This is a genomic window from Alcanivorax sp. (assembly GCF_040118815.1).
Classification (GTDB): Bacteria; Pseudomonadota; Gammaproteobacteria; order Pseudomonadales; family Alcanivoracaceae; genus Alcanivorax.
Map to the genome: position 1 here is coordinate 77926 of NZ_JBEDTC010000016.1, position 26991 is coordinate 104916.

The window sequence follows — 26991 nt, forward strand, 5'->3', positions numbered from 1 at the left end:
CCGCAGCACGCTTCACGCTGCATGCAACACGCAACAAAAAGGCCGCACCCTTGGGTGCGACCTTTTTGTTGTTGGTTACGAAGCCGCTGTAGGAGCACCTCAAGAGGTGCTCCTACAGCGGCTCAAATCCGATAGGTGGTAAAAGTCATCACCTTGCTCATCAGGGTCATGGCGTGGCGTACCGGCGGGGGCAGGTCTGCGCCGCCGGCGTCTTTGGCGGTGACGGCGTGCTTGAGTTCGTCGGTTTTCATCTGCTCAAGAATGGCGCGGGTACGCAGGTCGCTTTCGGGCACTTGGTACAGGTGCGCTTCCAGGTGCTTCACCACCTGGTTTTCGGTTTCTGTGACAAAACCCAGGCTCCAGCGATCGCCAATCAGCCCGGCGGTGGCGCCTACCGCATAACTCATGGCGTAAAACAGAGGATTGAGTTTGCTGGGTACGCCGCCCAGTTCCTGAATGCGCTCCTCGCACCAGGCCAGGTGATCTTCTTCTTCCCGGGCCGATTCTTCCATGGCGTGGCGAATATGCGGCAAGCTGGCGGTGCTGGCCTGGCCTTGATAAAGCGCCTGGGCGCACACCTCACCGGTATGGTTAATGCGCATTAATCCCAGCACATGGCGGCGCTGGTCGGTGGGCAACAGGCCTGGCTGTGTTGCGCCGCCGGGGCTTGAGGGCGACGGCGTGGGGCTGCGTTCCGCGTGCACGGTTCCCGGCGTGAGGGTGCGCAAGGCATTGTCGGCGCGGGCCAGCAGGCGATCTAGAGGTGATAGTCGGCGTTCAGTCATGGTCTCAGCGCTGCACGCAAACACGCAATATGCTTGCATGCTGAAAGAAATGGGATATCTAGTGTAGCCTAACAACCCTCAAAACAAGAAGGGCGTTGCGCGCCAGCGTGTTGCGTGAAGCGTGAAGCGTGAAGCGTTAAAGAATGAGTGATCTGAACGACCTGAAAATGCTGCTCGAGTCCCGCTATCCCATCGTGGTGATTGAAACCTGGGAGGAGCTGCGGGCGCTGGATTTAATTCGCCGTCTGGGGATGCGGGAAGGACGACCGGTGTTCGGCTGGAATGCGGTAGATGGCCTGCGCAGGCTGGAGCTGGAAGATAGCCCCAGCCAGAAGCACACCATTGAGCCGGATGCCATGCTGGGGCAGATTCGCGGTACCAATGAGCCGGGGATCTATGCGTTGTGCGACCTGCATCCTTATCTGGATGGAGAGCCGAAGCATGTGCGCTTGCTCAAGGAAATCGCCCTGCACCATGAACGCTTGCATCACACCCTGGTGTTAATCAGCCATGAGCTAACCATCCCAGCAGAGCTGCGCCGTTATTGCACTCGTTTCAGCTTGTCCATGCCCGATGAAAAACAGCTGGAACATATCGTTCAGGATGAGGCGCGGCGTTTCAAGAAAGAGCGGGGCGAACGGGTGCGCGCAGATCGGGCCTCGCTTGACCGGCTGGTGCGCAACCTGCGTGGCTTGAGCGTGGAAGATGCCCGTAAGTTGGCCCGTGGAGCCATTATCCACGATGGTGCCATCACCGAGGCGGACTTGCCGGAAGTGAACAAGGCAAAGTTTGCGTTGATGGAAATGGATGGTGTCCTCAGCTACGAATACGACACTGACAGCTTCGCGAATGTGGGCGGGTTGCAGGGTCTGAAAGACTGGCTGGGTAAGCGTGAAAGCGCCTTCCATGGAAATCAGGGGCAGGGTATCGATTCGCCCCGTGGGGTGATGCTGGTGGGCGTGCAGGGCGGCGGCAAAAGCCTTGCTGCCAAATCGGTGGCCGGCCTGTGGGGGCTGCCGTTGCTGCGGCTGGATATGGGCGCCATTTATAACAAGTTTTTTGGTGAGTCCGAGCGCAATGTGCGTGAGGCGTTGGCCATGGCGGAAACCATGTCTCCCTGTGTGCTATGGATCGATGAGATCGAGAAAGGCATCGCCGTGGGGGATAACGATGGCGGCACTTCCCGCCGCGTGCTCGGCACCTTGCTGACCTGGATGGCGGAAAATCGCAGCCAGGTGTTCATGGTGGCCACCGCCAACGATATTGAGCGGCTACCCCCGGAGCTGATTCGTAAGGGGCGCCTGGATGAAATTTTCTTTGTGGATCTGCCTTCCAGTGCTGTGCGCGAAGTGATTTTCCGCATCCATCTGGAAAAACGCGGCCAGCACGCGCAGAGCTTCGATTTGTTCCGTCTGGCGGAGCACAGCGATGGTTTCACCGGGGCGGAGATAGAACAGGCCGTGGTTGCCGGGTTATACAGCGCTGGCGCCGGTCATCAGCCACTGGATCAGGCCTTGCTGGAGGCCGAGCTGGCCGCCACGGTGCCGCTGTCGGTGACCATGGCAGAATCGCTGGGCCGGTTGCGCCAGTGGTGCCAGGGGCGGGCGGTCAGTGCCGGTGATTGATCTTCGGCTGGCTGCCGTGGGTTCTTTCAGTCGCGGTTTTCGTGGTTGTCGGGCCATGGCTCCGAATCAGTGGGGCCGGGGCGAGTAAAGCGTACCAGTGTTTCGCGTAGCACATTCAGTTCCACTGGTTTGGGCAGGTGGGCGTTCATGCCCGCAGCCAGACTACGGTCCTTGTGCTCTCGCAGGATATGAGCGGTCAGCGCCACAATCGGCACGGCAGGCAGGGCGTGTTTCTGTTCCTGTGCCCGGATCATCCGGGTGGCTTCAAAGCCATCCATTTCCGGCATCTCGCAATCCATTAGAATCAGGTCGTAGCGCGTGTTACTGGCCAGTTCCAGTGCTTCCTTGCCGTTGGAGGCAATATCCGCTTTCAGGCCCAATTTTCCCAGCATGCCGCGAATTACCTTCTGGCTCAGGTAATGGTCTTCCGCCACCAGCAGTTTCAGGCCCGGGTCGGGTTGGTATTGGGGTTTGGCCGCTTGCTCGGGGCGTTGCCCGGAACCCAGCTCTTCGGCGAGCACCGCCCGTAAACGCGGAGAGGAAACCGGTTTCGACAGGACCCGGTGAATGCCCACATTGCGGGCCTGGGTGGAGGTGGGCGCATTGTTGATGCCGGTGAGCATGACCAGCACGGTGGGATGTACGATCACTGGATCTTCATGGATACGGGCGGCCAGCTGCATGCCGTCCATGCCGGGCATGTGGTGGTCCAGCACCACCACGTCGTAGGGTTCATTGATGTTGGCTTGAGTGCGTAGTGAGGCGAGCGCTTCGCGTGGGTCGTGGCAGGCGGTAACACGCATGCCCCAGGACAACGCGTGGTGGCGAAGCACTCGCGTTACGGTGCTGGAATCATCTACCACTAACAAGCTGCGCCCGGACAGGACGGACGTGTCCACGTTGGAAGGGGGCGTGGGGGTGTCTTCGGCAGGCAATGGCACGACAAACCAGTAGTGCACATCCCTGTGATCTTGCAGCGTGCCCATGCGGCCGCCCAGGGCCTCTACCAATTGTTCAGCGATGGCCAGGCTCAGGTGGCTACTCTCGTTCTGCTTCTGGTTGTCCCGCAAGCGTTTGAGGGTTTCCTCGTTCATGGCGCTGCCGGTAAAGCCAAAACGCACGCGGTCGGCCTGCCCGGTGGGTTCCATGGACACGTCGACCACCAGCTCACCCGGGTGGCCGTGGCGAATCAGGGCGCCCATCAGGTTGGTGAGAATCTGGCGCAGGCGACCGGCATCGCCGACCACGCGGGCCGGCACATTGGTATGCACGTGGGTGATCAGCTCAATCTGCTTCTCTTCTGCCCGTTCCTTGAACAGATCCACAGCTTCCATGACCAGGTCATGGATATCCAGGGCGCTGTGGTTGATATCGGTGCCGCGGGTGGAGAGCTGCGAGTGCTCAAGCACGTCATTGATGATGCGCAGTAAGTTATCGCCAGCGTTCTGAATGGCGCCGACACACTCGCGCTGGTTCGGGGTGAGTGGGGTGTCGGAGAGGATCTCCGCCATACCGAGAATGCCGCTGAGAGGGGTGCGCACATCATGGCCAATCCGTGACAGGGTTTCTCGGCGAGTGGTATCCACGGTTTCGGCTACGGCCTGTGAGCGTTGTTGTTCGATATTCAGGAGTGCCAGATGGCGATGACTGACCCGCAAACCGATTCCCAGGGTGACGGCTTCCAGCACGGTGGTGGCCAGCAGCCACTGGGGCAGCTCCGCGCTGGTTTGCAGGATACCCAGATAGGCCAGGCACACCAGCAGGGCTGGGCCGCTGACCAGCAGGGTGGTCAGGAAAAACAGCCCGCCGCCATTCAGCTCGCGGTGCCAGCTGGTGTAGCCCAGAATCAGCAGGATAAATGCGGCCAGGCTGACTGAGGCAAAGCTGAGGCTGGCGGCCAGGGCAATGGGGAGCGCAAGAGTCAGGGGGATGACGGCGAGCGCGCCCCATTTCAGCATTACCGTGACGCGGTGCAGTAGGGGCGCTTTGAGGGAAAGATCGAAAAAGGAGCGTGCCACTCCGGTGGCGGAAAACAGCGCGATCATCATCATAACGAACAGAATGCGGGGCTGAACGGTGCTGTTTTCTGTCAGCGACAGGGGAAGAAAACCGGCCAGCACCAGGCTGATGACCATAATGGCGAGAATAAAGCCGCAGTGGTAAAAGTAGGTTCTCCCGCCGCGCATGGTGCCGGCGATCAGGTTGTAGATGGCCAGAATTAGCAGGGCGCCGGCGAGTAGCATGTACACCGCGCTGGTGTGACTCTGTTGTTCCACTTGGGCGTTGATCCCGTTCAGGGTCAGGCCGTAGGTCAGGTAGCCCTGGGGTTGGAGCTGCAGGTATATCAGCTGTGGCTCGCCGGTGGGCAGGTGTAGACGGTAGCTGGCATCGCGCCCTGGAATACGCTTCTCCTGGCTCGCCCGGGTGTAGAGGCCATCGGTGCCGGGCAGGAACACGCGGGCATTGGGGTTGCCCTTGAGAATCAGTGCGTAGTCCTGGGTGTTGCTTAGCTCGTTTTGCAGGGCAACGCGCACCCACCAATAACCGTCGCGAATGCCTAGCCGTTCGATATAGCGTGTGGCGGGTTGAAAATGTTCGGTAACAGGGGGTTGGCTGATGGTGCCAATATCCGCGTCGCCGGAGGCGTCACGGTAATATTCGGAATAGATGGTGATGCGTGCCTGGTCGGGCTGGCTATGGACGACGAAGGGCGGCGGGACGTCTGCGAAGACCGCATTGGCGCTGGCGCACAAGGCCAGCACCAGAAGAAAGAATAGAGAGTCAGGCTTGTTCAGCCTCAGCATGGGATTCTTCTTTTGCATCCGTCGGTTTTCCCCGGTCAAGCACATAGGCGTTCAAGCCTGCTTCGGAGAGGATATAGGCTCCAAGCTCACTACGTCGACCGTCACCGCACACCACGTAGAAAAAATCCTTCTCGAGGTTTTGTACATCGCGGCGTAATTCGTTGAGCGGCAGGTTGCGGGCGCCGGGAGTGCGGTCATGGCGAAATTCCATGGGCAGGCGCACATCCACCAGGATACAGGCGGTATCGGCTTCCAACACCATGGTGTCCAGCTCATCTTCAGTGACGTGGCGGATCACAGAGTCCTGCAGGATCGCCTGAAAGTCATTTTTCCCCAGGCACATCAACACGCCATCGCTGGTCATGGTAATGGTCGCGTTGCGAGGGCTGTCACTGATAAGGGCATCTTCACCGAAAAAACGGCCAGCGGAGAGGGCCGCCAGGGTTTCCTGTTTGGCTCCCTTCATTCGCGTGACCATGGCTTTGCCCTGTTTGATCACGAAGAGGGTGTCGCCGTCTTCGCCTTCCGTAACAATGGTTTCGCCGAGCTGGACGTCGCGTTCCTCGAATTTCACGAACAGGCTGTGAATCATGGCGGGGGGAACCGCGGAGAACAGTTCCGAGGACAGCAGCGCGTCCATCCAGTCCCGTTCCGTCTCGTCGTCGTCCTCATCGAGCATGGACTCAGCGGCCTGGGTCCAGGTCATTAGCAGGTCGAGTTTGTTGCGGTCGATGGCGTAGAGCGTGGTGGCTTCGGCGGTGATGGCGTTGATGGTGTGTTCGGCGTAATTGTCGATCGCCAGGTAGTTTTCATCATCGTCAGCAGTGAAGTGGCGCACCTGAAAACTGGCGTCGGTCAGATCCAGTGCACCTTCTACCAGGAAGTAGGCCTTGTCACTGCTCTGGCCGCGTTTGAACAGCAGTCGGCCGGGGCCAATTTTGACTACCTCGATCTGGCCCTGAATTTCATTGCGATGGGATTCGCTCAGGCAATCAAAAGGAATGAAATCCTCAAGACGTGACATATCCGCCGTCTGATTCGACATGGCAACCCCCGAAGGTGTGTTGGTAGGTGAGCCGGGGCCGGCTCACCTTTAATTCTTAGTTGCCTGTACTTTATGCTTTTTCGCGGGCCACTGCACGGTAGCCGATGTCGGATCGGTATTGGGCGTCGCGCCATGTGATCTGCTTCACACCCACATAGGCGTTGGCCTGGGCTTCGCCAACCGTATCGCCGACACCGGTGACACACAGTACCCGGCCACCACTGGTGACCACCTGGCCGTCTTTTTCGGCGGTGCCCGCGTGGAAGACTTTCACGGTGTCGGAATCGGCCTGATCCAGCCCTTCGATCACGTCACCCTTGTTGTAGCTGTCCGGGTAGCCGCCAGCGGCCATGACCACACCCAGGGTGGGGCGTGGGTCCCACTGGATCTCGGTCTGGTCCAGTTTGCCGTCCAGCGCGGCGAGGCAAAGCCCGGCCAGGTCGGACTGCAGACGCATCATGATTGGCTGGGTTTCCGGGTCACCGAAACGGCAGTTGTATTCGATTACCTTGGGAGCACCGTCCGGGTTGATCATCAGCCCGGCATACAGGAAGCCGGTGTAGGGCATGCCTTCGGCGGCCATGCCTTCCACGGTGGGTGTGATCACTTCGTCCATGATGCGCTGGTAGACCGCATCGGTAACCACCGGTGCCGGGGAGTAGGCGCCCATACCACCAGTGTTGGGGCCGGTGTCGCCGTCGCCCACGCGCTTGTGGTCCTGGCTGGTGGCCATGGGCAGCACATTCTTGCCGTCTACCATGACGATAAAGCTCGCTTCTTCCCCTTCCAGGAACTCTTCCACCACCACGCGGTGGCCGGCGTCGCCAAACTTGTTGCCGTCGAGCATGTCGCGCACGGCGTCTTCGGCGTCTTGCAAGTTCATGGCGACGATCACGCCTTTGCCGGCGGCCAGGCCGTCGGCCTTGATGACGATGGGGGTACCTTGTTCACGGACATAGGCGAGAGCTTCGTCCATGTCGGTGAAGTTGCCGTAGGCGCCGGTCGGGATGGATTGGCGGGCCAGAAAGTCCTTGGTGAAGGCCTTGGAGCCTTCCAGCTGGGCGGCAGCCTTACTGGGGCCAAAGCACTTCAAGCCGTTTTCCTGGAAGGTATCCACAAGGCCTTCCACCAGCGGCGCTTCCGGACCAACGATGGTCAGGTCAATGCCGTTGTCTTTGGCGAACGCCAGCAGCGCGGGCTGATCCAATACGTCGAGAGCGACATTTTCCAGCTTGGCTTCGCGGGCGGTACCCGCGTTACCGGGCGCCACAAAGACGGTTTCTACCTGTTCGGCCTGAGCCACTTTCCATGCCAGCGCATGCTCGCGGCCACCGCCGCCAATGATGAGTACCTTCATGATTTCTCTCACTCCGTTCGAGTGCATGCACGCACCACGCTTCACGCTGGCACGCAAAAAGCGTGGTGCGTGTAGCGTGCCGGCGTGTAAGCGTTAATGCCTGAAATGACGCATGCCGGTGAAGACCATGGCCATGCCGGCTTCGTCGGCGGCGGCAATGACTTCTTCGTCGCGGATCGAGCCGCCCGGCTGGATCACACAGCTGATGCCCACCTTGGCAGCGTTGTCGATGCCGTCGCGGAACGGGAAGAAGGCATCGGAGGCCATCACGGAGCCTTCCACTGGCAAGCCGGCATGTTCAGCTTTGATGGCGGCGATGCGTGCCGAGTTGACGCGGCTCATCTGGCCGGCACCCACGCCGATGGTCTGACGATCTTTGGCGTAAACAATGGCGTTGGACTTGACGAACTTGGCGACTTTCCATGCGAAGATCAGGTCATGCATTTCCGCCTCGGTGGGGGCGCGCTTGGTGACGACTTTGAGTTTACCTTCTGTGATCATGCCGATGTCACGGTCTTGCACCAGCAGGCCGCCGTTAACGCGCTTGTAGTCCAGGCCGGCAGCCGCCGCGCCTTCGATCTCGCCACACACCAGCACACGCACATTTTTCTTGGCGGCGGTGATGGCCAGGGCCTCTTCGGTGGCGCTGGGTGCGATGATTACTTCCACAAACTGACGATCGACGATGGCCTGGGCAGTGGCGGCATCCAGCTTGCGGTTGAAGGCGATAATGCCGCCGAAGGCTGATTCGGTATCGGTGGCGAAAGCCAGATCATAGGCGGTGCTAATGCCATCCAGGCTGACGGCCACACCACAGGGGTTGGCGTGTTTGACGATCACACAGGCCGGCTTGGTGAAGCCCTTCACACATTCCAGTGCGGCGTCGGTATCAGCGATGTTGTTGTAGCTTAGCTCTTTGCCCTGCAGCTGTTTCGCGGTGGCGATGGAGGCTGCTGCCGGGGTGCGCTCGGTGTAGAAGGCCGCTTTCTGGTGCGGGTTCTCGCCATAACGCATGTTCTGGGTCTTTTCGAAGTTCAGGTTGATGGTGCGCGGGAAGTCGTCATTATTCTCGCCAACTTTCTTGCCAAAGTAGTTGGCAATGGCGCTGTCGTAGGCTGCGGTGTGTTCGAAGGCCTTGATGGCCAGGTCGAAACGCAGAGTGTCGGACAGCGCACCGTTGTTGGCGGTCATGTCGTCGAGCACGCGCTGGTAGTCGTTCGCATTGGTGACAATGCCCACGCTGGCATTGTTCTTGGCCGCCGAGCGCACCATGGTCGGGCCGCCGATATCGATGTTCTCGATGGCATCGATTAGGGAGCAATCCGGGTTGGCAACGGTGGCTTCGAACGGGTACAGATTAACCACCACCAGATCAATGCGGCTGATGTCATTGTCGGCCATCACCTGTTCGTCCTGGCCGCGACGGCCAAGGATGCCGCCGTGCACTTTCGGGTGCAGGGTTTTCACCCGGCCAGCCATCATTTCCGGGAAACCGGTGTAGTCCGAAACTTCGCGCACTGCGATGCCTTCGTCCTGCAGTTTCTTGTAGGTACCGCCAGTGGAAAGAATTTCCACGCCTTGCTCGGCCAGGGCCTTGGCAAATTCGACGATGCCAGTCTTGTCGGAAACACTGATCAGTGCACGTTCAACCGCGTTGCTCATAAGTCACCTTTGCTGATGCTTGCACGCTGACCCGCATCACGCGCGTGCTAAGGCGTGTTACGTGGTGCATGAAGCGTGTTGCGAGTTAGCGAAAATCGAGTCGTCCAGAAACAAAAAAAGGGCAGTAGTCTCTACTGCCCTGATTCGTAACGGCCTACTGTTACAGCAGACCGTACTGCTTGAGTTTCTTGCGCAGAGTGCCGCGGTTCAGGCCCAGCAGCTCGGCGGCTTTGGTCTGGTTACCACGGGTGTACTCGAGCACTTTCTCAAGCAGGGGAATTTCCATTTCAGCCAGTACCATCGGGTAGAGCTCGCTCACGGCTTCGCCGTCCAGCTGGTTGAAATAATCGTTTAACGAACGTCGCACACAATTGCGCAAGGTATCGTGGGTTTCACTGCGCGCAATAGTGAGATGCGGCTGCTTTCGTGCTTCAGCGGTGTTCATTTCAGTAAGTGTCCGTGCAGCGGCTGTGTTAACTGAAGAAAGGGTCATGCGGCCAGGGCTCCGTTTTTCTTCCGGGCAGACACCTCGCCATAACGACCGAAGCGAACCCGGTCGGTAGTGGCGCTGATCTGTTGGAAAAACTGCTCGATTGCCACGCATTGGTCGGTGGCATTTTCCAGTGTGTTAAACCCGCGCCGGAAGTCTTCCCCATCGGGCAGGTTCTGTGTGTACCAGCCCAAGTGCTTGCGTGCGATACGCACCCCCATGAACTCACCATAAAAATGATGCAGTTCGGACAGGTGCTGCTGCACACAATCATGGACTTCCGTTACTAACGGCGCTGCGGGCAGCGAGCCGTGCTCGAGGTAATACAGGGTGTCCCGGAAGATCCACGGGTTACCCTGAGCAGCGCGGCCGATCATGATACCACCGGCGCCAGTGGATTCCAGTACCCGTTTAGCTTTTTCCGGGCTATCCACGTCTCCGTTAGCCATTACCGGAATATTCACCGCGTCCACCACCTGCTTGATGGTGGTGTATTCGGCGTCTCCGTTGAACTTGTCGGCGCGGGTGCGCCCGTGAATGGCGAGGGCCTGGATACCGGCGGCTTCGGCGATGCGGGCAATGGCGAGGGCATTGCGCTGATCGCGGTCGGGGCCGGTGCGGATTTTCAGGGTGACGGGGACATCCACCGCATTAACCACCGCATCCAGGATGCGGGTGACCAGATCCGGATCGGCCAGCAGGGCGGACCCTGCGGCGCGCTTGCACACTTTTTTCGCCGGGCAGCCCATATTGATATCAATAATTTGGGCGCCGTGGTCCACGTTGGCGCGGGCCGCATCTGCCAGCATGGCCGGCTCGCCGCCGGCAATCTGGACAGAGATGGGGCCCGGTTCGCCGCTGTGATCCAGCCGTTGGCGAGACTTTCGAGAGTTCCACAGACGGGTGTCCGAGGTCACCATTTCCGACACAAGCAGGCCCGCTCCCAGATCCCTGCACAAACGCCGGAAAGGGCGGTCCGTGACGCCGGCCATGGGGGCCAGAATCAGGGAGTTGGGCAGGTTGTAGGGTCCGATCTGCATGGCGCCGGGCTTGGAGTGTCTAAAAGGGGAGACAATGATAGAGATCGATGGCCCGGGATGAAAGGGCAGCCTGTCATGAGCTGACGGGCTGCCGATCGATTTCTATTGTATGAGGCGAATGGGGTGTATGAGGCGTGCGAGGCGCGGTTAGCGCTGACTGACCTGGTCGCGGGGCTGTGGTGCCGGCAATAAGCGCAGGTTGTAGTTCACCGCCTTGTCGCCCGGGTCCACAATTTCCAGCGAGATATGGAGCGGGGTGCGTGTGGGCATGGTGTCCATGCCGAGCAGGTCCCCTTGCAGGTATTCCTGGGGGGTGAAGCGTCGACTGGCTACGGGGCCGCCATTGAGGGCACTGAAGCTCAGTTCCAGTTCCGGGAAGGGCTGGGGGTACTTGGCCTCATTGAACAGGATGGCGTCTACAATCAGGGCGTTGGCGTAATTCGGGTGGCTGCGTACCACCAGGTTGGCGCCGCGCAGCTGGGTGATGTCTGAGCGGCTGGGCAGGTGGCAGCCGAGTACATCGCAGGCTTGCTGATACAGGGGGCGCCATTGCGGGCTACGCGCCAGGTCATCGAAATTGAAGAAGGCGTATTGGCCGACCAGCACGACCAGGGCAATAACCGACAGAGAGGTCCACTTGAACATGCCGCCCCAGTCCCGGCGCGGGCGAAAATGGTTGTCACGTTCGCGCACTGGCTTGCCGATGGGGACGGGTTCTTCATAAAGGTCGTCGCCAAACAGATCTAGCCCGCCGAACAGGTTGTCATCGTCTTCGGTGTCTGTTGATTGGGGTTGTTTCTGCTGCTGGGTGTCCGCTGTTTTGCGTGCTCTCGGCTGTTCAGCTACAGGGTTGCTGGCAGGGGGCTGGGGGGGTGTTGTCGTTGCGCTCGGGTTGGAGGCGGCGGGTTCGTCGTCTTCCAGTTCCTGCAGCAAAGCTTCGGCCCAGGACTCGTCGGCATTTTCATGGTGGCTGGCCCGACCGGCGCCTTGCATGTCGGCGAAGTCTTCGCCCATCCCGCCGGCGGGGTCATCGGCATCCAGGTTCATGAAGGAGTCGCTCAGCTCCATGCCCTGAATGCTCAGGCCATCGGTGTCGGCGCCATCATCGTCGCCGAACTTCTGCTCGTCCCCGGAAGGCGCAGCGTCATTGTGGGCGCTGTCCAGTGCCCCGGCCCAACGATCTTGTGGAGCGATTTGCTGGGCTGCCGGGGGATCAACCAGATAATCATTGGCCTGGAAGATCTGCAGGCAGGAGCCACACCGCACCGCCCCGCGTGCCTGTTTCAGGTGTTCATCGGTAATCTTGAACTGGGCTGCACAGTGGGGGCAGCGGGTCTTGTATTGGGTGGCCATGGCTTTCGCCTGAATTGTTATTGGACGAGACGCAACATGCTGCACACAACAGGCTTTCACGGAACACTTTACGCAACCCTAGAATCCAGAAAACGCGCGCAGATGAATTAGTTATGTTTTACAGAAAAAGCAGGACAGGCCGCAAGGACCTGTCACTCAGTTTTCCCCGAATCTGTGGATTCAGGTGACGCGGCGCACCCCGTCAATGCGTACCCAGTCACCCTGTTGGGTGGTGGGGGTCAGATCAAACCAGGGGGCATAGGCGGCGCGAACGCTGTCGGCCTGCTCTGCCAGAATGCCGGACAGGGCCAGTGTGCCACCGGGGCGACAATAACCAGCCAGCAGCTCGGACAATTCCACCAGTGGGCCGGCCAGGATGTTGGCTACCAGTACGTCGCACTGGTAGCTCTCTGGCATTTGCTCCGGCAGGTGCAGGGTCAGTGAGTTGGCTACGCCGTTATTGCGGGCATTGTCTTCGCTGGCGATCAGCGCCTGGGGATCGATATCCGTGCCTGTGGTCTCACCGGCACCGAGCAGCAGTGCGGCGATGGCCAGCACCCCGGAGCCGCAGCCGAAATCGAGTACGGTTTTGTCGTGCAGGTCAGCTTGATCCAGCCATTGCAGACACAGGGCGGTGGTTTCGTGGGTGCCGGTGCCGAAAGCGAGGCCCGGGTCCAGTTTCAGGTTCACGGCTTGCGGGTCCGGTGCGTCGCTCCAGCTGGGGATGATCCATAGCCGTTCACCAAACTGCATGGGTGCGAAGTCGTCCATCCAGGCTCGCTCCCAGGTCTGGTCTTCCAGGGTTTCGTGGTGGCTGGCTTCTGCGCTCAGCCCCTGGGCTGTGAGAGCGGCAAGTATCAACTCGGGAGTCTGGTCCTGTTCAAACAGTGCGCTGACCACGGTGTTTTGCCACAACGGGCGGGTGCCCGGCGGTGGTTCGAACACGGGCTGGTCTGCTCCATCGGTGAGGGTCACGGCCACGGCGCCGAGGTTTTCCAGTGCGGACTGAAAGGCATCGGCATGTTGTTCAGTGGTGGCGAGGTGGAGCTGAAGCCAGGCCATGGACACTCCTGCAAGATATAGTGAATAGAAGGGCGGAAAACTGGCGGCAGTCTAGCCGATTCTGCTGCCCGGCGCTGCCTGCCCTGTTTGCGAGGGGCGAGGCGGGGTTAGCAGAAAGCCAAAGGCCGCGCCGGGTTGCCGGGCGCGGCCTTTGGTGTGTGCAGAGCAGAGGTCAAAGAGGGCGTTTACTGATCGCCCAGCTTTTTCTCCAGGTGATGGATATCCACTCCGCCTTCAATGAACGCCTTGTCCTTGAAGATTTTGTCGCGGTGCAGCGCGATATTGGTCTTGATGCCTTCCACCACGATTTCGTCCAGCGCGTTTTTCATCCGAGCAAAGGCGATGTCGCGGCTTTCGCCCCAGGTGATCAGTTTGCCGATCAGGGAGTCGTAGTACGGTGGGACGGTGTAGCCGCTGTAGATGTGTGAGTCGACCCGGACGCCGTTACCACCGGGTGCGTGGAAGTAAGTGATTTTCCCCGGGCAGGGGGTAAATCGCACCGGGTCTTCCGCGTTAATCCGCACTTCAATGGCATGGCCCTGGAACTGCACGTCGGACTGTTGCAGCGTGAGCCCTTCGCCACCGGCAATACGCAGCTGTTCCTTGACGATATCCACCCCGGTGACCATCTCGGTAACCGGATGCTCGACCTGAACCCGCGTGTTCATTTCGATAAAGTAGAACCCCTCATTTTCATAGAGGAATTCGAAGGTGCCCGCGCCCCGGTAGTTGATCTCCTTGCAGGCGTTAACGCAGCGCTCTGCCACTTCGTCTTTGAGATGCTGGGGAATCCCCGGTGCGGGGGCCTCTTCCACGACTTTCTGGTGGCGGCGCTGCAGGGAGCAGTCGCGGTCGCCCAGATGAACCGCGTGGCCGGCACCATCGGCCAGTACCTGCACTTCCACGTGACGTGGTTTCTGCAGGAATTTTTCCATGTATACGGTGGCATCGCCGAAGGCGTTTTTGGCTTCGGAGCGGGTCAGGGTGATGGCGTTGAGCAGTTGTTTTGCCTCTTCCACCACGCGCATGCCTCGCCCGCCGCCGCCCGCTGCGGCCTTGATAATTACCGGATAGCCGATCCTCTCGGCGGTGGCCAGTGAGGCGTCGTCATCATCGCCGATGGGGCCGTTGGAGCCGGGCACGGTGGGGACGCCGGCGTTTTTCATGGCCTCGATGGCCGCGACCTTGTTACCCATCAGGCGAATGGTGTCTGCCTTGGGGCCGATAAAGGTAAAGCCGGAGCGCTCTACGCTTTCGGCGAAGTCGGCGTTTTCTGCCAAAAAACCGTAGCCGGGGTGAATGGCGTCAGCATCGGTGACTTCCGCCGCGCTGATCAGCGCGGGGATATTGAGGTACGAATCCGTGGACGACGCGGGGCCGATGCACACGGCCTCGTCGGCCAGGCGTACATGCATCAGGTCGCGGTCGGGCTTGGAGTAAACAGCCACGGTGCGAATGCCCAGCTCCTTGCAGGCGCGAAGGATGCGCAGAGCAATCTCACCGCGGTTGGCAATGACTACCTTTTCCAGCATGGGGGCCTCCGTTAAACGATGGAGAACAGAGGCTGGTCGAATTCAACCGGCTCGCCGTCTTCTACCAGAATGGCATCCAGAGTGCCGGACTTGTCGGCTTCGATCTGGTTCATCATTTTCATGGCTTCCACGATGCACAGCACATCGCCGGCCTGAACTTTCTTGCCCACTTCAGCAAAGGAGGCTGCACCCGGTGACGGTGAGCGATAGAAAGTCCCGACCATGGGAGAGCGCACCAGATGGCCGCTGGGAGTGTTGTCTGCCGGGGCGGGGGCTTCGGCAGCAGCAGGCGCGGGGGCCGGTGCCGGGGCTGGTGCCTGCGGTGCGGCGTAATACTGAGCCGGGACCGCCGGCTGGCGTGAGCCACGGCTGATGCGTACGGATTCTTCCCCTTCACAGATCTCCAGCTCTTCAATGCCGGATTCTTCTAGCAGCTCAATCAGTTTCTTGATTTTGCGAATATCCATGTTCAGTCATCCAGTTGTTCGAGAGCAGCGGTGAGTGCCAGTGCATAGCCGGTGGCACCGAGTCCGCAGATAACGCCCTTGGCAATATCGGAAAAATAGGAGTGGTGGCGGAAGGCTTCCCGGGCGTGCACGTTGGACAGATGCACTTCGATAAAGGGAATGTTCACTGCCAGCAGGGCATCGCGCAGAGCCACGCTGGTGTGGGTGAACGCCGCCGGGTTGATGATGATGAAGTCGATGCCCTCGGTGCGGGCATCGTGAACGCGCTCGACCAGCTCGTACTCTGCGTTGCTCTGCAGATGTTGCAGGTGATGGCCGGCCGTGCTGGCCTGTTCCTGCAGTTGCTGGTCGATATCCGCCAGGGTGGTGTGGCCGTACTTGTCCGGCTCGCGGGTGCCGAGCAGATTCAGGTTTGGGCCATGTAAGACCAGAATGGAAGCCAAAACGGGTCCCCTTGCGAATTTGTCGTTATTTGCAGTGATCGTGCTGGAAAAATCCGGATTAGTCCGGGCTTTCTCGCACAAATGCAATATTAGGGGCAAACCATGACAGAAAAAAGGGCTTTACAACATTCGTTACAAGTTACCGGAAGATTGCGTGATATCGGTACCGTTTCATGGGGTTTGTATAGGGGCGCGGCCTTGGGCCGCAAACCTGCCGTGGAGGTGTCGCTTGCAGGTTTGCAGGGGGACGATGCAGGCGTGAAAAGCCGAGAGCGTTATAGCGCCGGCATCACCCGCTTGTTCAAGTGCTCAATAAAGCGTTCCGGGCCCATCTCGCCCAACACTCGGGAATCGGGAATTTCGGCGCTGGCGGGAGTGAAGAAGACCAGGGCTGGAAGGCCAAGAATGTTGTACTGCTCCATGATCGTCTGGCTGTCAGCGTTGATCTCGGTAATGTCCACCCGGTAAAGGTCGAAGCCGGTCATGGCGTTCAGCACATCCGGGTGGCTCAGGGTGGTTTCTTCTAGCACTTTGCAGGCCACACACCATTCAGCGAAGAAATCCACCAGCACCGGTTTGCCCGCCTGCCGAGAGGTGGACAGCGCTTGCGTCAGCGAAGCATTGCCCACGATGGTTTGCCAGGGGCCGTGGTCGTTCGCGGTTGCAGCCGCGGCAGTGGCGGTGTTGTCTGCTGCGGGGCTTGCTGGCTGGGTCATGTGTGCCAGTGGTTGCAGCGGGTCCTTGCCCCCGCTTAGCGCGCCGACAATCATTACTGCGCCATACAGGGCCAGCACTAGGGCTAGGCCGCGTTTGAGCCGGGCAATGCCTTCGCCGGCCGGTTCCAGCGCGCCGAGTTGTACGCCATAGACGGCCAGTAGCAGGCCGTACAATCCCAGGGTGATGGTGTCACTGATGATGCGGTCCAGTAGCCAGATGGCCACGCCTAGCATGACCACACCGAAGAAACGCTTTATCTCTTCCATCCACATGCCGGCGCGCGGGAGTAGGCTGCCGCCGCCGGTGCCGAAGATGATTAACGGCAGGCCCATGCCGATGGACAGGGCAAACAGGGAGGCGGCGCCGGTGGCGGCATCGCCGCTGGCGGCCACATAAATCAGGGCGCCTGCCAGAATCGGGGTGACGCAGGGGGAAACCACCAGGGCGGATATAGTCCCCATAATGGCGGCGCCGATCAGGTTGCCGCGGGCTTCCTGTCCTGGTTGATGAAGCTTGTTGCGCAGGGCGGCAGGCAGCTGGAGTTCATAAAGCCCGAACATGGACAGGGCCAGTACGATAAAGACCACCACTGAAGTGATGATGGCTGCGGGCTGCTGCAGCAAAAATTGCAGGTTCAAACCGGCGCCAAAAAGTGCCACCAGCAAGCCGGCCAAAGTGTATGGCACCGCCATGCCGAGAACATAGCTGACACTGAGGGTAAAGCCGCGAGCCGCGCTGGGCTCCTTTTCCCCGGCAATAATGCCGGAGAGGATCGGTACCATGGGGAAAACGCACGGGGTAAAGGCCAGTAGCAGGCCGCCTACAAAAAACAGGCCGATGATCAGTCCGAGGGGTTGGTCCTTCATCCACTGATTGAAGGCGTTGGCATCTTCGGATTGCAGCGTGTCGAGAAAGCCGGGGCCAGCGCTGGAGTTAGACGCCGCTGCTGGCGGAGCGGCCACCGGCTTTTTTGTCGGTTGAGGATTGGCCAACTCAATGATTTTTTTGGTTGGCGGGTAGCACAGGGTGTCTTCAATGCAGCCCTGGTAGCGCACTTCCAGTTCCGTATCCACCAGCGGTACGCTATTTAAGGGAAGTGCCAGATCCAGGCGGTCGAAGTACACCTGGACGTCGCCGAATATTTCGTCGGTTTTGGCTTTGCCGGCGGGTAGGGTCAGTTCGGCAAAATCGTTAATCACATTGCCGTTGGTGTCGCGCAGTGTGAATCCAAAACGGTGCTGGTAAAGGTACACCTCGTCGATCAGTTCGAAATTCAGCAGCAGTTGCTGGTTATCCCAGTCCGCATCGGCTACTAGCTGGATGGCTTCATCCACGGTGGGCAGGCGTTCTTCTTCACCGAACAGGTTGTTGGCGTTAGCCCAGGACAGTGGGGCCAATAGAACCATGGCGACCAGGAAACGTTGCCAGCACTGCTTCATTCGATACTCCTCTCCGGTGCCGTATGCGCCAGACTGCGTGACGCTTGGATGTAAAAACAGGCACTTAGTTTCATTCGGTTACTTTAAGGCTATGTTAACCGGCGCGGGTGCCATGCGTTTTCGCCCGTTACTTGGTTACCGGTTAATGGCAGAGCGGATCCGCTGGCGTACATGGGCGGCAGCTCCCGGCAATAGGACGCTCCAGCCCTGCTCGCTGGCGCAGTTTAACCAAAAAGCCCATGGCTGTAGACCAGCAGTGGCGTCACTGATGCGGATAGAGTTTGCGCGTTTGTCAGGCAGGGCCAAGGGGGCGAGGTATCAATGGCAGGATGGAGTGTGTGGATGGTGTAGAGGTTGTGGATTGTAGGTGGTGTTTTGTCTCTCTATGGTGGAACCTTGGAAATAAGAGGGAATGTCGCGAACCCGGCCGGGAGCTCAGGAACCTTTGAATAACTCCTTGCACGCTTCAGGTCACGCTGAGTATGTAAGGAGTTATTCAGAGGTTCCCTAATTGCCTGCAGCTTGTGTGGGTTGGTGAGCTATAGTGTTGGGCGCAGTAGTGGCTTGAAGGATCCTGGGAGTGGTCATGAGTAACGATAAATTCAGCGAAAAGATGGGGGATGCCATGCTGGACCCTCGCAATAATCGAATCTGGAAGGGTTTGTCCTGGTTGCTTGGTTTGCTGTTGTTGGTCGACGTGCTGCTGGGCTGGTACTGGAGTCAGGAGCCCGAGTTGCGTGAGGTGACGGCGAAAGCGGATGCCGTGCGGGGGGAGACTACCGCGCGGGAACTGATTTTTGTCGCAGATACCCTGCTGTCCAAGCCCGGTGGTTACCTCAGTAATGATGTGCTCCCGCACCGTCTGTGGCTGGATAACATGCCCGCTTGGGAATATGGCGTGTTGGTGCAGGTGCGCGATTTCAGCCGGGTGTTACGCCGGGACATGAGCCGTTCCCAGTCCCAGAGCCAGGAAGACAGGGACTTGGCTATTGCCGAGCCGCAGTTCAATTTCGATGCGCAAAGCTGGGCCATGCCAGCGACGGAAAGCGAGTATCGCCGGGGCATCAAGGCGTTGCAGCGTTATGTGGATCGACTGGCGGACGCCAATCAGAACGACGGCAAGTTCTACGCCCGAGCCGATAACCTGAACTATTGGTTGAACGAGGTGCAGAACCGGTTGGGGTCCTTGAGCCTGAAACTGAGCCAGAGTGTCGGGCGCAGCCAGCTGAACGTGGACAAGGATGGTAGCATCGTGGCAGCTAAGCCTGAGAGCGACGAAGACTTCGTAAAAACGCCGTGGCTCAAAATTGATGATGCGTTTTATGAAGCCCGTGGTGCGACTTGGGCACTCACTCAGTTAATGCGCGCGGCGGAAGTGGATTTTGCCGACGTGCTGCGCAAGAAGAACGCCACTATCAGTTTCCGTCAAATGGTCCGTGAACTGGAAGCGACCCAGGAAACGGTGTGGAGCCCATTGATCCTGAACGGGGATGGGTTTGGCATGCTGGCAAACCATTCTCTGGTTATGGCCAATTATGTCTCCCGTGCCAACGCCGCCCTGATTGATCTGCGCAAGCTGTTGGTGGAAGGGTAAAAGGTGGTTGATCGTTAACAGTGAGCACCTAATAAGCTTGGTTGCAGTTGAACCCAAAAAGGCCGCGCCCGGAATCCGGGCGCGGCCTTTTTTTACGCCTGCTTGTTAAAAGGCACTACTAGAGGCAGAGGTATGCAACGGGAACTTAGGCTACCCGGATATTTTTCTTCGGCTCGGGCAGGCTCGTTCGCCACTCTTCAATCAGCGCACTGTTATCGTCATCCCAAGGGTGGAAGCCGGGTTTCAAGTAGGTGAACCAGGCGGGGATGATACTGCTGATGACTCCTTTGTAGCCAAAACCTTTCCACAGCCCTTTGGCCAGGGTCAGGGGCTTTTTGTGGACATTATCCCGCTTGAGCATCTGCCAGGTGAAGTAGCTGGAAAAACCAATCAGGTAGGCTGTGCTGGAGAGGAACAGGCGCTGGCGTTCCAGGTAGTTACCATTCACGTCCGTGTACAGGTCGTAGGCCACTGCCTTGTGTTCGGTTTCCTCAATGGCATGCCATACCCACAGGTCGCGCACTGCCGGGTCCATCTTTTTCAGCAGTTCCGGGCGGCGCAGAATGGCGTCGGCGAGAATGGCGGTGAAGTGTTCCAGGCCGGCAGTGGCCGCCAGTTGCTGACGCTTTGACATGTATTTGCGGGCGCCGGCCAGCAGCTTGTTGGTGACGCCCAGGGCATGCGTGACGATATCGTCATATTTGCCATCGGCAATCAGATCATTAAAGGCCTGATGCTCTAGGGAGTGCATGGCTTCCTGACCGATGAAGCCGGAAATATCTTTCTGGCGATCCTTGTCCTCTACCTGATCGCGCAGGGCGCGAACAGAATCCACGAAGAAGCGCTCGCCGTCAGGGAAGGTCAGCGAAAGGATATTCAGCAGATGCGTCAGCACCGGGTCGTTATCGAACCAGTAGTCATCGTGCTTGACCCCTGCAAAGGAAAATCCCATACGGCGTGGGATAATAGGGACAGAAGGGTGCTTCTGCTTTTTCACCAGCTTCAGATTCATCAGTGTCTCCTGGTACAAATGCCATTGATGACATTGCTCAATGACAACTACTATGCTGACTCTTGCACTCGAGGTCTTGTCGTGGAGGGCCAACAAATGGTGAATTCGGGCCGCCGCTGGGGGCATGCTGGTATTCCCGGCATTTACGTGGTGTTGCTGTACGACGTGCTGGTGGCCATGAAGCTGGATGCCCCGAGTCTACTGGTTGGGCTGGGCGTTGAGCGGGATGAGCTGTTGGCCCCGGATCGGCGGGTTTCCATGTCGCTGGCCCAGACTGTGGCCGAACGTGGCGTGGCTATGGCGGAGGAGCAGGGGCTCGGTTTTCGCTACGCCCGGGCCATGAGTATCACCTTGCACGGCCCGGTGGGCCTGTTGGCGCTGTCCAGTGCCAGTGCCTATGATGCGCTGGATGCGGCCTGTCGGTTCTTGGGTCTGCGGGCGCCCTTTCTGAGTATCGATCAGGTGCATCAGGGTGGGATGGCGCATTTGAAATTGCGCAGCACGGTATCGTTGGGGGTGGCCAGTGATTTTGTCATTGAGGCTATGCTGGTGGGTTTGGTGTTCATGATTGAGCAGTTGCTGGATGCGCCGCCGGAAGGGTTGGAAATTCGTCGCCGAGGCCCCGCGCCGGCGTATTTGGCTGCCCTGAAAAAGGATGTGGGTGTCCCGGTTTTGTTTGATCAGGACGATGATGCCCTGGTGTTCCCGATATCGGCTTTGCAGGCCCGCCCGCGCCTGGCGGACCCGCAGGTGGCGGCGTTGGCCCGGGAGCAGTGCGAGATGGAGTTTCGCCAGTGGCGCACGGATGAGGAGGGCGTTATGGCTGAGCGCATTCGTAGTGCCCTGCAGGATCATATGGCGCCACTTCCTGCTCTGGAAAACATGGCCGATCGGCTGTCTGTTTCCCCGCGCACGTTAAAACGCCACCTGCAGCAGGCGGGGCTCAGTTATCGCCAGCTCCAGGATGAAGAGCGTTACCGGCAAGCGAAACGCTTATTGGCGAAGCCGGGAAACAGCATCAGTGAGGCTGCGTACGCGTTGGGTTACAACGATGTGGCAAATTTCTCCAAGGCGTTTAAGCGCTGGAGTGGGCTGACGCCCAAGGGCTACCGGGAACAACGCTAGAGGGGGTGAGAAGCGAGTTTCGGGTTGTGAAGATCAGAATCGTGAAAGGCCAGGCGCTCCGGTTTTTGCTTTTCGAAACTCGCTTGTCTTGCACCGCGGTTCCCACAACAAAAAGGCCGCGTCCAGATAACCGGGCGCGGCCTTTTTGTCGATGGCGCTGTTCTGCCAGTCTCGTGTCGGCTTACTTGGCGTTTTCGTAAGCTTCGACGGATTTGATGATCTCGGCTTTGGCAGCTTCAGCGCCATCCCAGCCATCAACTTTTACCCATTTGCCTGCTTCCAGCTCTTTATAGTGCTCGAAGAAGTGCTTGATCTGGGCCAGCAGCAGCTCAGGTAGATCGTTGACGTCTTTTACGTTGTCGTAAATCTTGGTCAGCTTGGTGTGCGGTACCGCAACCAGCTTGGCATCTTTACCGGCTTCGTCGGTCATATTCAGGATGCCGACCGGGCGACAGCGAATCACGGAGCCAGGCACCACCGGGTAGGGGGTGACAACCAGCACGTCCAGCGGGTCGCCGTCTTCAGACAAGGTGTTCGGAATGTAGCCGTAGTTGGCCGGATAGAACATGGGGGTTGCCATGAAGCGGTCTACGAATATGGCGTTGCTGTCTTTGTCGATCTCATACTTGATCGGGTCAGCATTGGCCGGAATCTCGATGGCCACGTAGATGTCTTCGGGAACGTCTTTCCCGACGGGAACCTTAGCAAAATCCATGGTCTGTCCTTCTCAACAGGGTGGGGGGTGGGCGCGGATTATAGCAATGGCGGCGGGCTGCGGCTAATCGCCGAAGGTCGAACGCGCCTATGGAATAAGAATATCCTTATTCCATAGGCGTTTAGGGGTGACTGGTGGCGCTTTAGCGGGCCAATTGATGCTTATTGTGCGGCTTTCCAGCCGGGATAATCCCCTTGCAGCAGTTTCACATGCTTGAAACCGGCGTTCTCCAGCACGGTGGCGGCTGCACTGGCACGGCGCCCGGACTCGCAATACAGGACGATCTGTTCCTTGCGGTATTGTTCCATCATGTCCAGATGGTGCTCCATCTGCTTGGCGGGCACCATGATGGCGCCAGGGATATGCCCGGCCAGATATTCGTCCTCTTCGCGCACATCAATGATGATGGGCCCTTTTCCGGCCTGCATATCCTGTTTCAGTTGCGCCACAGACATGCTGTCGGCAGCCCATAGCGGCGTAGATAGCAAGGCCAGTACGGCAAACAGTGGTGCGATCAAATAACGTTTCATGATGGTGACTCCTGTCGATTTTCCCATTCCTGCAGTTCCTCCCACAGCTTTTCGGCGTCGCGCACCATGCTGGCGATGGACGGCTTGGTCGTGGGGTTGGAAAAGCTGGCCGCTAGAGAGCGGCTGGCACATTCATAAACAAACCATAAACAAACGCTTTTCGGCTCATTTCGGCAAGGGCTCTGTTCACGATTTCTCCCTGTTTTTCTTTTGTTGACGTTAGCACTCGCTCTTCGCCGGCGATAGGTCCGGTGCGGGACAGCGTGTGCACCGGTGACATTTTCGCTGTAGCCGTCACAATATCGCCATTGCCGGAGTTATCCGTGCCCCGTTTCGCCTGTAGCAAGGAGTTAATGATCATGAGCGTCCACGAAATTCGTCATCCTCTGGTGCAACACAAACTGGGTCTGCTACGCCAGAACAGCCTGAGTACGCGCAGCTTTCGCCAGCTCACGGCAGAAGTGGGTAGCTTGCTGACCTACGAGGCGACCAGTGACCTGGAGCTGGAGGATTATCAGGTAGAGACCTGGATGGGCAAAGCGCCGGCCCAGCGCATCAAGGGCAAGAAAATCACCGTGGTGCCTATTCTGCGGGCTGGGCTGGGTATGTTGGATGGCGTGCTGGAGCTGATTCCCAGTGCCAAGGTGAGTGTGGTGGGCGTGTATCGTGATGAAGCTACCCTGGAGCCAGTGGCCTATTTCGAAAAGCTGGCCCACGATATCGGCGAGCGCATGGCGCTGGTGATTGACCCGATGCTGGCCACTGGCGGTTCCATGCTGGCTTGTATCGATATGCTGAAAAAAGCCGGCTGCACCCAGATTCGTGCCCTGGTGCTGGTGGCGGCGCCGGAAGGCATTCGCAAGGTTCAGGAGGCGCACCCGGATGTCTCACTGTATACGGCTTCGGTGGATCAGGGGCTGAATGAGGACGGTTATATCATGCCGGGGCTGGGAGATGCCGGCGACAAGATTTTCGGAACAAAGTAAGGGGCATTCCCCGATTATTGCCAACAGGAGCACTCCATGAGCCAGGCTGGCGGATTCTGGAACTGGAAGATCATTCTCATCGGCGCGCAGATGCTGTTTGTGGCTTTTGGGGCCATGGTGTTAATGCCGTTACTGACCGGGTTGGATCCCAGCGTGGCGCTGTTTACAGCGGGGCTGGGCACGTTGTTGTTCCAGTGGATTACTCGTCGCACGATTCCTGTTTTCCTGGCGTCCTCGTTTGTCTTTGTGGCACCGATTTCCCATGGGGTGCAGCAGTGGGGCGTGCCGGCCACCATGGGGGCGTTGTTCTGTACCGCCGTGGTCTATGTGATTCTGGGGGCATTGGTGAAGTGGCGCGGGCCGGGGTTTCTGCATCGCCTGATGCCGCCGGTGGTTACCGGCCCGATCATTATGGTGATTGGGCTGAGCCTGGCGCCCACGGCAGTGAACTTCGCCATGGGTATGTCCGGAAATGGCGAGATGCAGATGTTCCCTTACGGGGATGCCCTGCTGGTTTCCATGGTGTCGCTGCTGACCACCATGCTGGTGGCCACCCTGGGGCATGGTCTGTTTCGGTTGCTGCCGATCCTGTGTGGCGTGGTGGCGGGTTACCTCACCGCACTGAGCATGGGGATGGTGGATTTTTCCGGGGTTAATCAGGCGGGCTGGCTGTCGGTGCCGACGTTTATTGCGCCCACGTTTTACTGGCCTGCCATCCTGTTCATGGTGCCGGTAGCGCTGGCGCCGGCCATTGAGCATGTGGGCGATGTGCTGGCCATCAGTAACGTGACGGGGAAGGACTACATCCGCAAACCCGGCCTGCATCGCACGCTCACTGGCGATGGTGTGGCCAGCATGGTGGCCGCCCTGTTCGGCGGGCCTCCCAATACAACCTATTCGGAAGTCACCGGCGCGGTGATGTTAACCCGGGTGTTCAACCCCGTGGTCATGACCTGGACCGCCATCTTCGCCATCCTGTTGGCATTTATCGGCAAGTTTGGCCTGTTGCTGCAGAGCATTCCGACTCCTGTGATGGGCGGCATCCTGATTCTTATGTTTGGCTCTATCGCCAGTGTCGGAATGAATACTCTGATCAAGGCCCAGGTAGATCTGCACGCCCAGCGCAACCTGGTGATCGTTGCGGTTACCCTGATCTTTGGTATCGGTGGCATGGTCATGGGCAACGGCGACTTTACCTTGCAAGGGATTAGCCTGTGCGGGCTGGTGGCGGTGATTCTGAACCAGATCCTGCCTCACGCCCCGGTGCACGCGGATGATCTGCATGAAGAGCAGGAATATGTCGCGGATCTGCTTGAGCACGCCCGGGGAGGCAGCAAGCAAGACCGGGATTGAATGCGGGTTAAGGTCGTTTCAGGCAGAAAAAATCGATACTCTGCGAAAAGGCGTTTAATCCTGAGTGTGTAATGAGAGGGCAAGACATGGAAAGTTATCGCAAACTAACCGGTTTGAGCGTTCTGATGATCGGTGCGCTGTTATCGGGCTGTAATGATTCCCAGCCTGAAAACAAACAGCAGAACGAAACGATGAATACGCAGGAGGCGGCCAAGGAAGAAAAGCGAGAGGTCACTGCGGATAACTATATTCGCGCGGAAATGGATGGCCGCATGGAGGTTTTCCAAAAGCGGGCGGGCGACAAGGTCAACGCTTTCTATTTGATCCGCAAACCCACGCCCACCGATGAGCAGCCGGTGGTGCGGATGAACCGCGACACCCTTTACGGCGGGAGCGTCATCGACACGGAAGGCGGTGCCTGGGTCAACGTGCCGGAGATGCCCGATGACCGTTATTTCTCCCTGTTTATTATTGATAACGATCATTACGTGGTGGACGTGATTACCGAATCCGGGCGGCATAAAATTCCGGAAGGAACCACCAAATATGTGGTTGCGGTTCCCCGTGTTCAGCTTAACGATTACAGCAACGAGGAAATTAAGCGGGTCAATGGATTGCTCGATCAGTTCAAGATCGACGCCACCAGTGCCGATGCGTTCAAATCACCGAATTGGGATTGGGACAGCATGCTTGCGTTGCGCGCAAATTACGAAAAGGAATTCGTGGAATTCGAACAGTATCCGGCGGATTGGATGGATGTGAAGGGCAAGGCAAACGAGGCAACCCGCCACCTGGCAGCGGCAGGTGCTTGGGGGCTTTTTCCTGAAGAAGAATCCGTGTACATCAACTACCAAGGTCCTTCTGACCCGGATAAATGCTATGTGGGCACCTATGGCATTCCCGAGAACAAGGCGTTCTGGTCTATTACCGTGTATGGCGACGATGCTTTCATGAAATCCGACAATGCAACGATCAGTGATCGCACTGCTGAATTGAATGACGATGGCACCGTGACGGTTTACTACGGATCACAACAACACTGTGGAGAACAGGATAACCGGCTTGATATTACCAAAGGCTGGAATTTACTGATGCGCGTATACCGCCCGGGAGAATCCGTACTGAACCGGGAATATACTCTCCCTGACGTGGAAGTATTTACCCCGAAAGCCTGAAGGGTTGCTGTGTCGGGTGTGCAGGCTGGGATGGATCCACTTGCGCGCCCGAATTACGCCATAGATAGCTGCCAGGACACTCCAAAGCGGTCTTTCACCCAGCCGAACCAATGGCTGAAATCATAGCGATCCAGCGGCATGAGCACAGTGCCGCCATCTGCCAGTTTCTCAAAGGTTTCACTCACCACCTCTCGACTGTTCAGTGACAGGCACAAGGAGATGGATGGGGTGAAGTCAAAGTCGTGGGGAATCGGGCTGTCGAAACAGTGCACTTGCATGCCGCCAATACTGAAGCGTCCGTCCTTGATCTGTCCGTCGTCACCCATGTCGTTGGGACCATGGTGTGTTTTCTGTATTAGCTGGAACCCTGGGAGGGTTGTTTCGTACAGAGCCAGTGCGTCACTGGCCTGGCCCTGAAACATCAGTTGTATGGTTAGCGCGTCAGTCATGGCGAGCCTCATTTTTATGCATAAGTGCACTTATAGTGTGCTTCCTATTCTGTGTGCTTTGGTCAGAAGGGGAAACGTGTCTGGACGTTCAGGCCTGCGACCAGAATGCCTAGATGAGGACTCTTGTCGAAGGCAACACGGATGCGGGTGTTTTCGTTAGCGGGAAATAACGATTCCAAAGGAGCCAGCGCACCTGAGCACTCTTTTCCTCGGTCCCGGCAAAGGTGAGTT

24 protein-coding genes are annotated in these 26991 nt (G+C 58.5%); 6 read left to right on the forward strand and 18 right to left on the reverse strand.

Annotated elements, in window-relative coordinates:
- Window positions 1–122: 122 nt before the first annotated feature.
- On the reverse strand, window positions 123–785 hold the full coding sequence (gene coq7 / locus ABNH18_RS13490; protein WP_349383328.1) for a 2-polyprenyl-3-methyl-6-methoxy-1,4-benzoquinone monooxygenase: 663 nt from the start codon (window positions 783–785) through the stop codon (window positions 123–125).
- A 143-nt stretch (window positions 786–928) separates the two neighbouring features.
- Between coq7 and ABNH18_RS13495 the strand changes: the two genes are divergently transcribed.
- Window positions 929–2410, forward strand: coding sequence for a Ycf46 family AAA ATPase (locus ABNH18_RS13495; RefSeq protein WP_349383329.1), 1482 nt, complete (start codon window positions 929–931; stop codon window positions 2408–2410).
- A 26-nt stretch (window positions 2411–2436) separates the two neighbouring features.
- Here ABNH18_RS13495 and ABNH18_RS13500 read toward each other — a convergent pair whose 3' ends face one another.
- The 12 genes from ABNH18_RS13500 to dsbD form a co-directional block, all read right to left on the reverse strand.
- Complete coding sequence (locus ABNH18_RS13500) at window positions 2437–5232, reverse strand: hybrid sensor histidine kinase/response regulator (protein WP_349383330.1); 2796 nt, start codon at window positions 5230–5232, stop codon at window positions 2437–2439.
- Window positions 5192–6259, reverse strand: a complete 1068-nt coding sequence (locus tag ABNH18_RS13505) for a cyclic nucleotide-binding domain-containing protein (protein WP_349383331.1) — start codon at window positions 6257–6259, stop codon at window positions 5192–5194. Before ABNH18_RS13505 ends, ABNH18_RS13500 begins: the two co-directional genes overlap by 41 nt.
- A gap of 70 nt (window positions 6260–6329) precedes the next feature.
- Window positions 6330–7616 carry a phosphoribosylamine--glycine ligase gene (gene purD, locus ABNH18_RS13510; protein WP_349383332.1) on the reverse strand — a complete coding sequence of 429 codons (1287 nt, stop codon included), beginning with the start codon at window positions 7614–7616 and terminating at the stop codon, window positions 6330–6332.
- Window positions 7617–7709: 93 nt separating this feature from the next.
- Complete coding sequence (gene purH / locus ABNH18_RS13515; protein WP_349383333.1) at window positions 7710–9278, reverse strand: bifunctional phosphoribosylaminoimidazolecarboxamide formyltransferase/IMP cyclohydrolase; 1569 nt, start codon at window positions 9276–9278, stop codon at window positions 7710–7712.
- A gap of 160 nt (window positions 9279–9438) precedes the next feature.
- Window positions 9439–9723 (reverse strand): DNA-binding transcriptional regulator Fis, encoded by a 285-nt coding sequence (gene fis, locus ABNH18_RS13520; RefSeq protein WP_007148571.1) that lies wholly within the window; start codon window positions 9721–9723, stop codon window positions 9439–9441.
- Between the two features lie 44 nt (window positions 9724–9767).
- Window positions 9768–10808 (reverse strand): tRNA dihydrouridine synthase DusB, encoded by a 1041-nt coding sequence (gene dusB / locus ABNH18_RS13525; protein ID WP_349383334.1) that lies wholly within the window; start codon window positions 10806–10808, stop codon window positions 9768–9770.
- 147 nt (window positions 10809–10955) lie between these two features.
- On the reverse strand, window positions 10956–12161 hold the full coding sequence (locus ABNH18_RS13530; RefSeq protein ID WP_349383335.1) for a zinc-ribbon and DUF3426 domain-containing protein: 1206 nt from the start codon (window positions 12159–12161) through the stop codon (window positions 10956–10958).
- A 180-nt stretch (window positions 12162–12341) separates the two neighbouring features.
- Window positions 12342–13223, reverse strand: coding sequence for a 50S ribosomal protein L11 methyltransferase (gene prmA / locus ABNH18_RS13535; protein ID WP_349383336.1), 882 nt, complete (start codon window positions 13221–13223; stop codon window positions 12342–12344).
- A gap of 185 nt (window positions 13224–13408) precedes the next feature.
- Window positions 13409–14755: an acetyl-CoA carboxylase biotin carboxylase subunit gene (gene accC, locus ABNH18_RS13540; RefSeq protein WP_349383337.1), complete on the reverse strand. Its 1347-nt coding sequence runs from the start codon at window positions 14753–14755 to the stop codon at window positions 13409–13411.
- 11 nt (window positions 14756–14766) lie between these two features.
- Entirely contained in the window at window positions 14767–15222 is a 456-nt protein-coding gene (accB, locus tag ABNH18_RS13545; protein ID WP_349383338.1) for an acetyl-CoA carboxylase biotin carboxyl carrier protein, read from the reverse strand.
- 2 nt (window positions 15223–15224) lie between these two features.
- Window positions 15225–15665, reverse strand: coding sequence for a type II 3-dehydroquinate dehydratase (gene aroQ, locus ABNH18_RS13550; RefSeq protein ID WP_349383339.1), 441 nt, complete (start codon window positions 15663–15665; stop codon window positions 15225–15227).
- A gap of 275 nt (window positions 15666–15940) precedes the next feature.
- Window positions 15941–17821 (reverse strand): protein-disulfide reductase DsbD, encoded by a 1881-nt coding sequence (gene dsbD / locus ABNH18_RS13555; protein WP_349383340.1) that lies wholly within the window; start codon window positions 17819–17821, stop codon window positions 15941–15943.
- Window positions 17822–18407: 586 nt separating this feature from the next.
- Here dsbD and ABNH18_RS13560 point away from each other — a divergent pair.
- Window positions 18408–19415 carry a DUF2333 family protein gene (locus ABNH18_RS13560; protein ID WP_349383341.1) on the forward strand — a complete coding sequence of 336 codons (1008 nt, stop codon included), beginning with the start codon at window positions 18408–18410 and terminating at the stop codon, window positions 19413–19415.
- A gap of 145 nt (window positions 19416–19560) precedes the next feature.
- Here the strand turns inward: ABNH18_RS13560 and ABNH18_RS13565 are convergent, their stop codons facing one another.
- Complete coding sequence (locus tag ABNH18_RS13565; protein ID WP_349383342.1) at window positions 19561–20427, reverse strand: metal-dependent hydrolase; 867 nt, start codon at window positions 20425–20427, stop codon at window positions 19561–19563.
- A gap of 96 nt (window positions 20428–20523) precedes the next feature.
- On the opposite strand from ABNH18_RS13565, the gene ABNH18_RS13570 reads away from it, so the two are divergent.
- Complete coding sequence (locus ABNH18_RS13570) at window positions 20524–21552, forward strand: AraC family transcriptional regulator (protein WP_349383343.1); 1029 nt, start codon at window positions 20524–20526, stop codon at window positions 21550–21552.
- Between the two features lie 181 nt (window positions 21553–21733).
- Here ABNH18_RS13570 and ppa read toward each other — a convergent pair whose 3' ends face one another.
- The 3 genes from ppa to ABNH18_RS13585 all read right to left on the reverse strand — a co-directional run bounded on the left by ppa (window position 21734) and on the right by ABNH18_RS13585 (window position 23158).
- Complete coding sequence (gene ppa, locus ABNH18_RS13575) at window positions 21734–22267, reverse strand: inorganic diphosphatase (RefSeq protein WP_349383344.1); 534 nt, start codon at window positions 22265–22267, stop codon at window positions 21734–21736.
- 161 nt (window positions 22268–22428) lie between these two features.
- Complete coding sequence (locus ABNH18_RS13580) at window positions 22429–22797, reverse strand: rhodanese-like domain-containing protein (protein ID WP_349383345.1); 369 nt, start codon at window positions 22795–22797, stop codon at window positions 22429–22431.
- Between the two features lie 112 nt (window positions 22798–22909).
- Window positions 22910–23158 carry a hypothetical protein gene (locus ABNH18_RS13585; protein ID WP_349383346.1) on the reverse strand — a complete coding sequence of 83 codons (249 nt, stop codon included), beginning with the start codon at window positions 23156–23158 and terminating at the stop codon, window positions 22910–22912.
- Here ABNH18_RS13585 and upp point away from each other — a divergent pair.
- From upp to ABNH18_RS13600, 3 genes are all read left to right on the forward strand, one after another.
- Entirely contained in the window at window positions 23157–23783 is a 627-nt protein-coding gene (upp, locus tag ABNH18_RS13590; RefSeq protein ID WP_349383347.1) for a uracil phosphoribosyltransferase, read from the forward strand. The genes ABNH18_RS13585 and upp overlap by 2 nt on opposite strands.
- A 36-nt stretch (window positions 23784–23819) precedes the next feature.
- Window positions 23820–25136, forward strand: coding sequence for a uracil-xanthine permease family protein (locus ABNH18_RS13595; protein ID WP_349383348.1), 1317 nt, complete (start codon window positions 23820–23822; stop codon window positions 25134–25136).
- 86 nt (window positions 25137–25222) lie between these two features.
- Window positions 25223–26311, forward strand: a complete 1089-nt coding sequence (locus ABNH18_RS13600) for a DUF1214 domain-containing protein (RefSeq protein ID WP_349383349.1) — start codon at window positions 25223–25225, stop codon at window positions 26309–26311.
- A gap of 53 nt (window positions 26312–26364) precedes the next feature.
- Here the strand turns inward: ABNH18_RS13600 and ABNH18_RS13605 are convergent, their stop codons facing one another.
- Window positions 26365–26760 carry a VOC family protein gene (locus ABNH18_RS13605; protein ID WP_349383350.1) on the reverse strand — a complete coding sequence of 132 codons (396 nt, stop codon included), beginning with the start codon at window positions 26758–26760 and terminating at the stop codon, window positions 26365–26367.
- Window positions 26761–26991 lie beyond the last annotated feature (231 nt).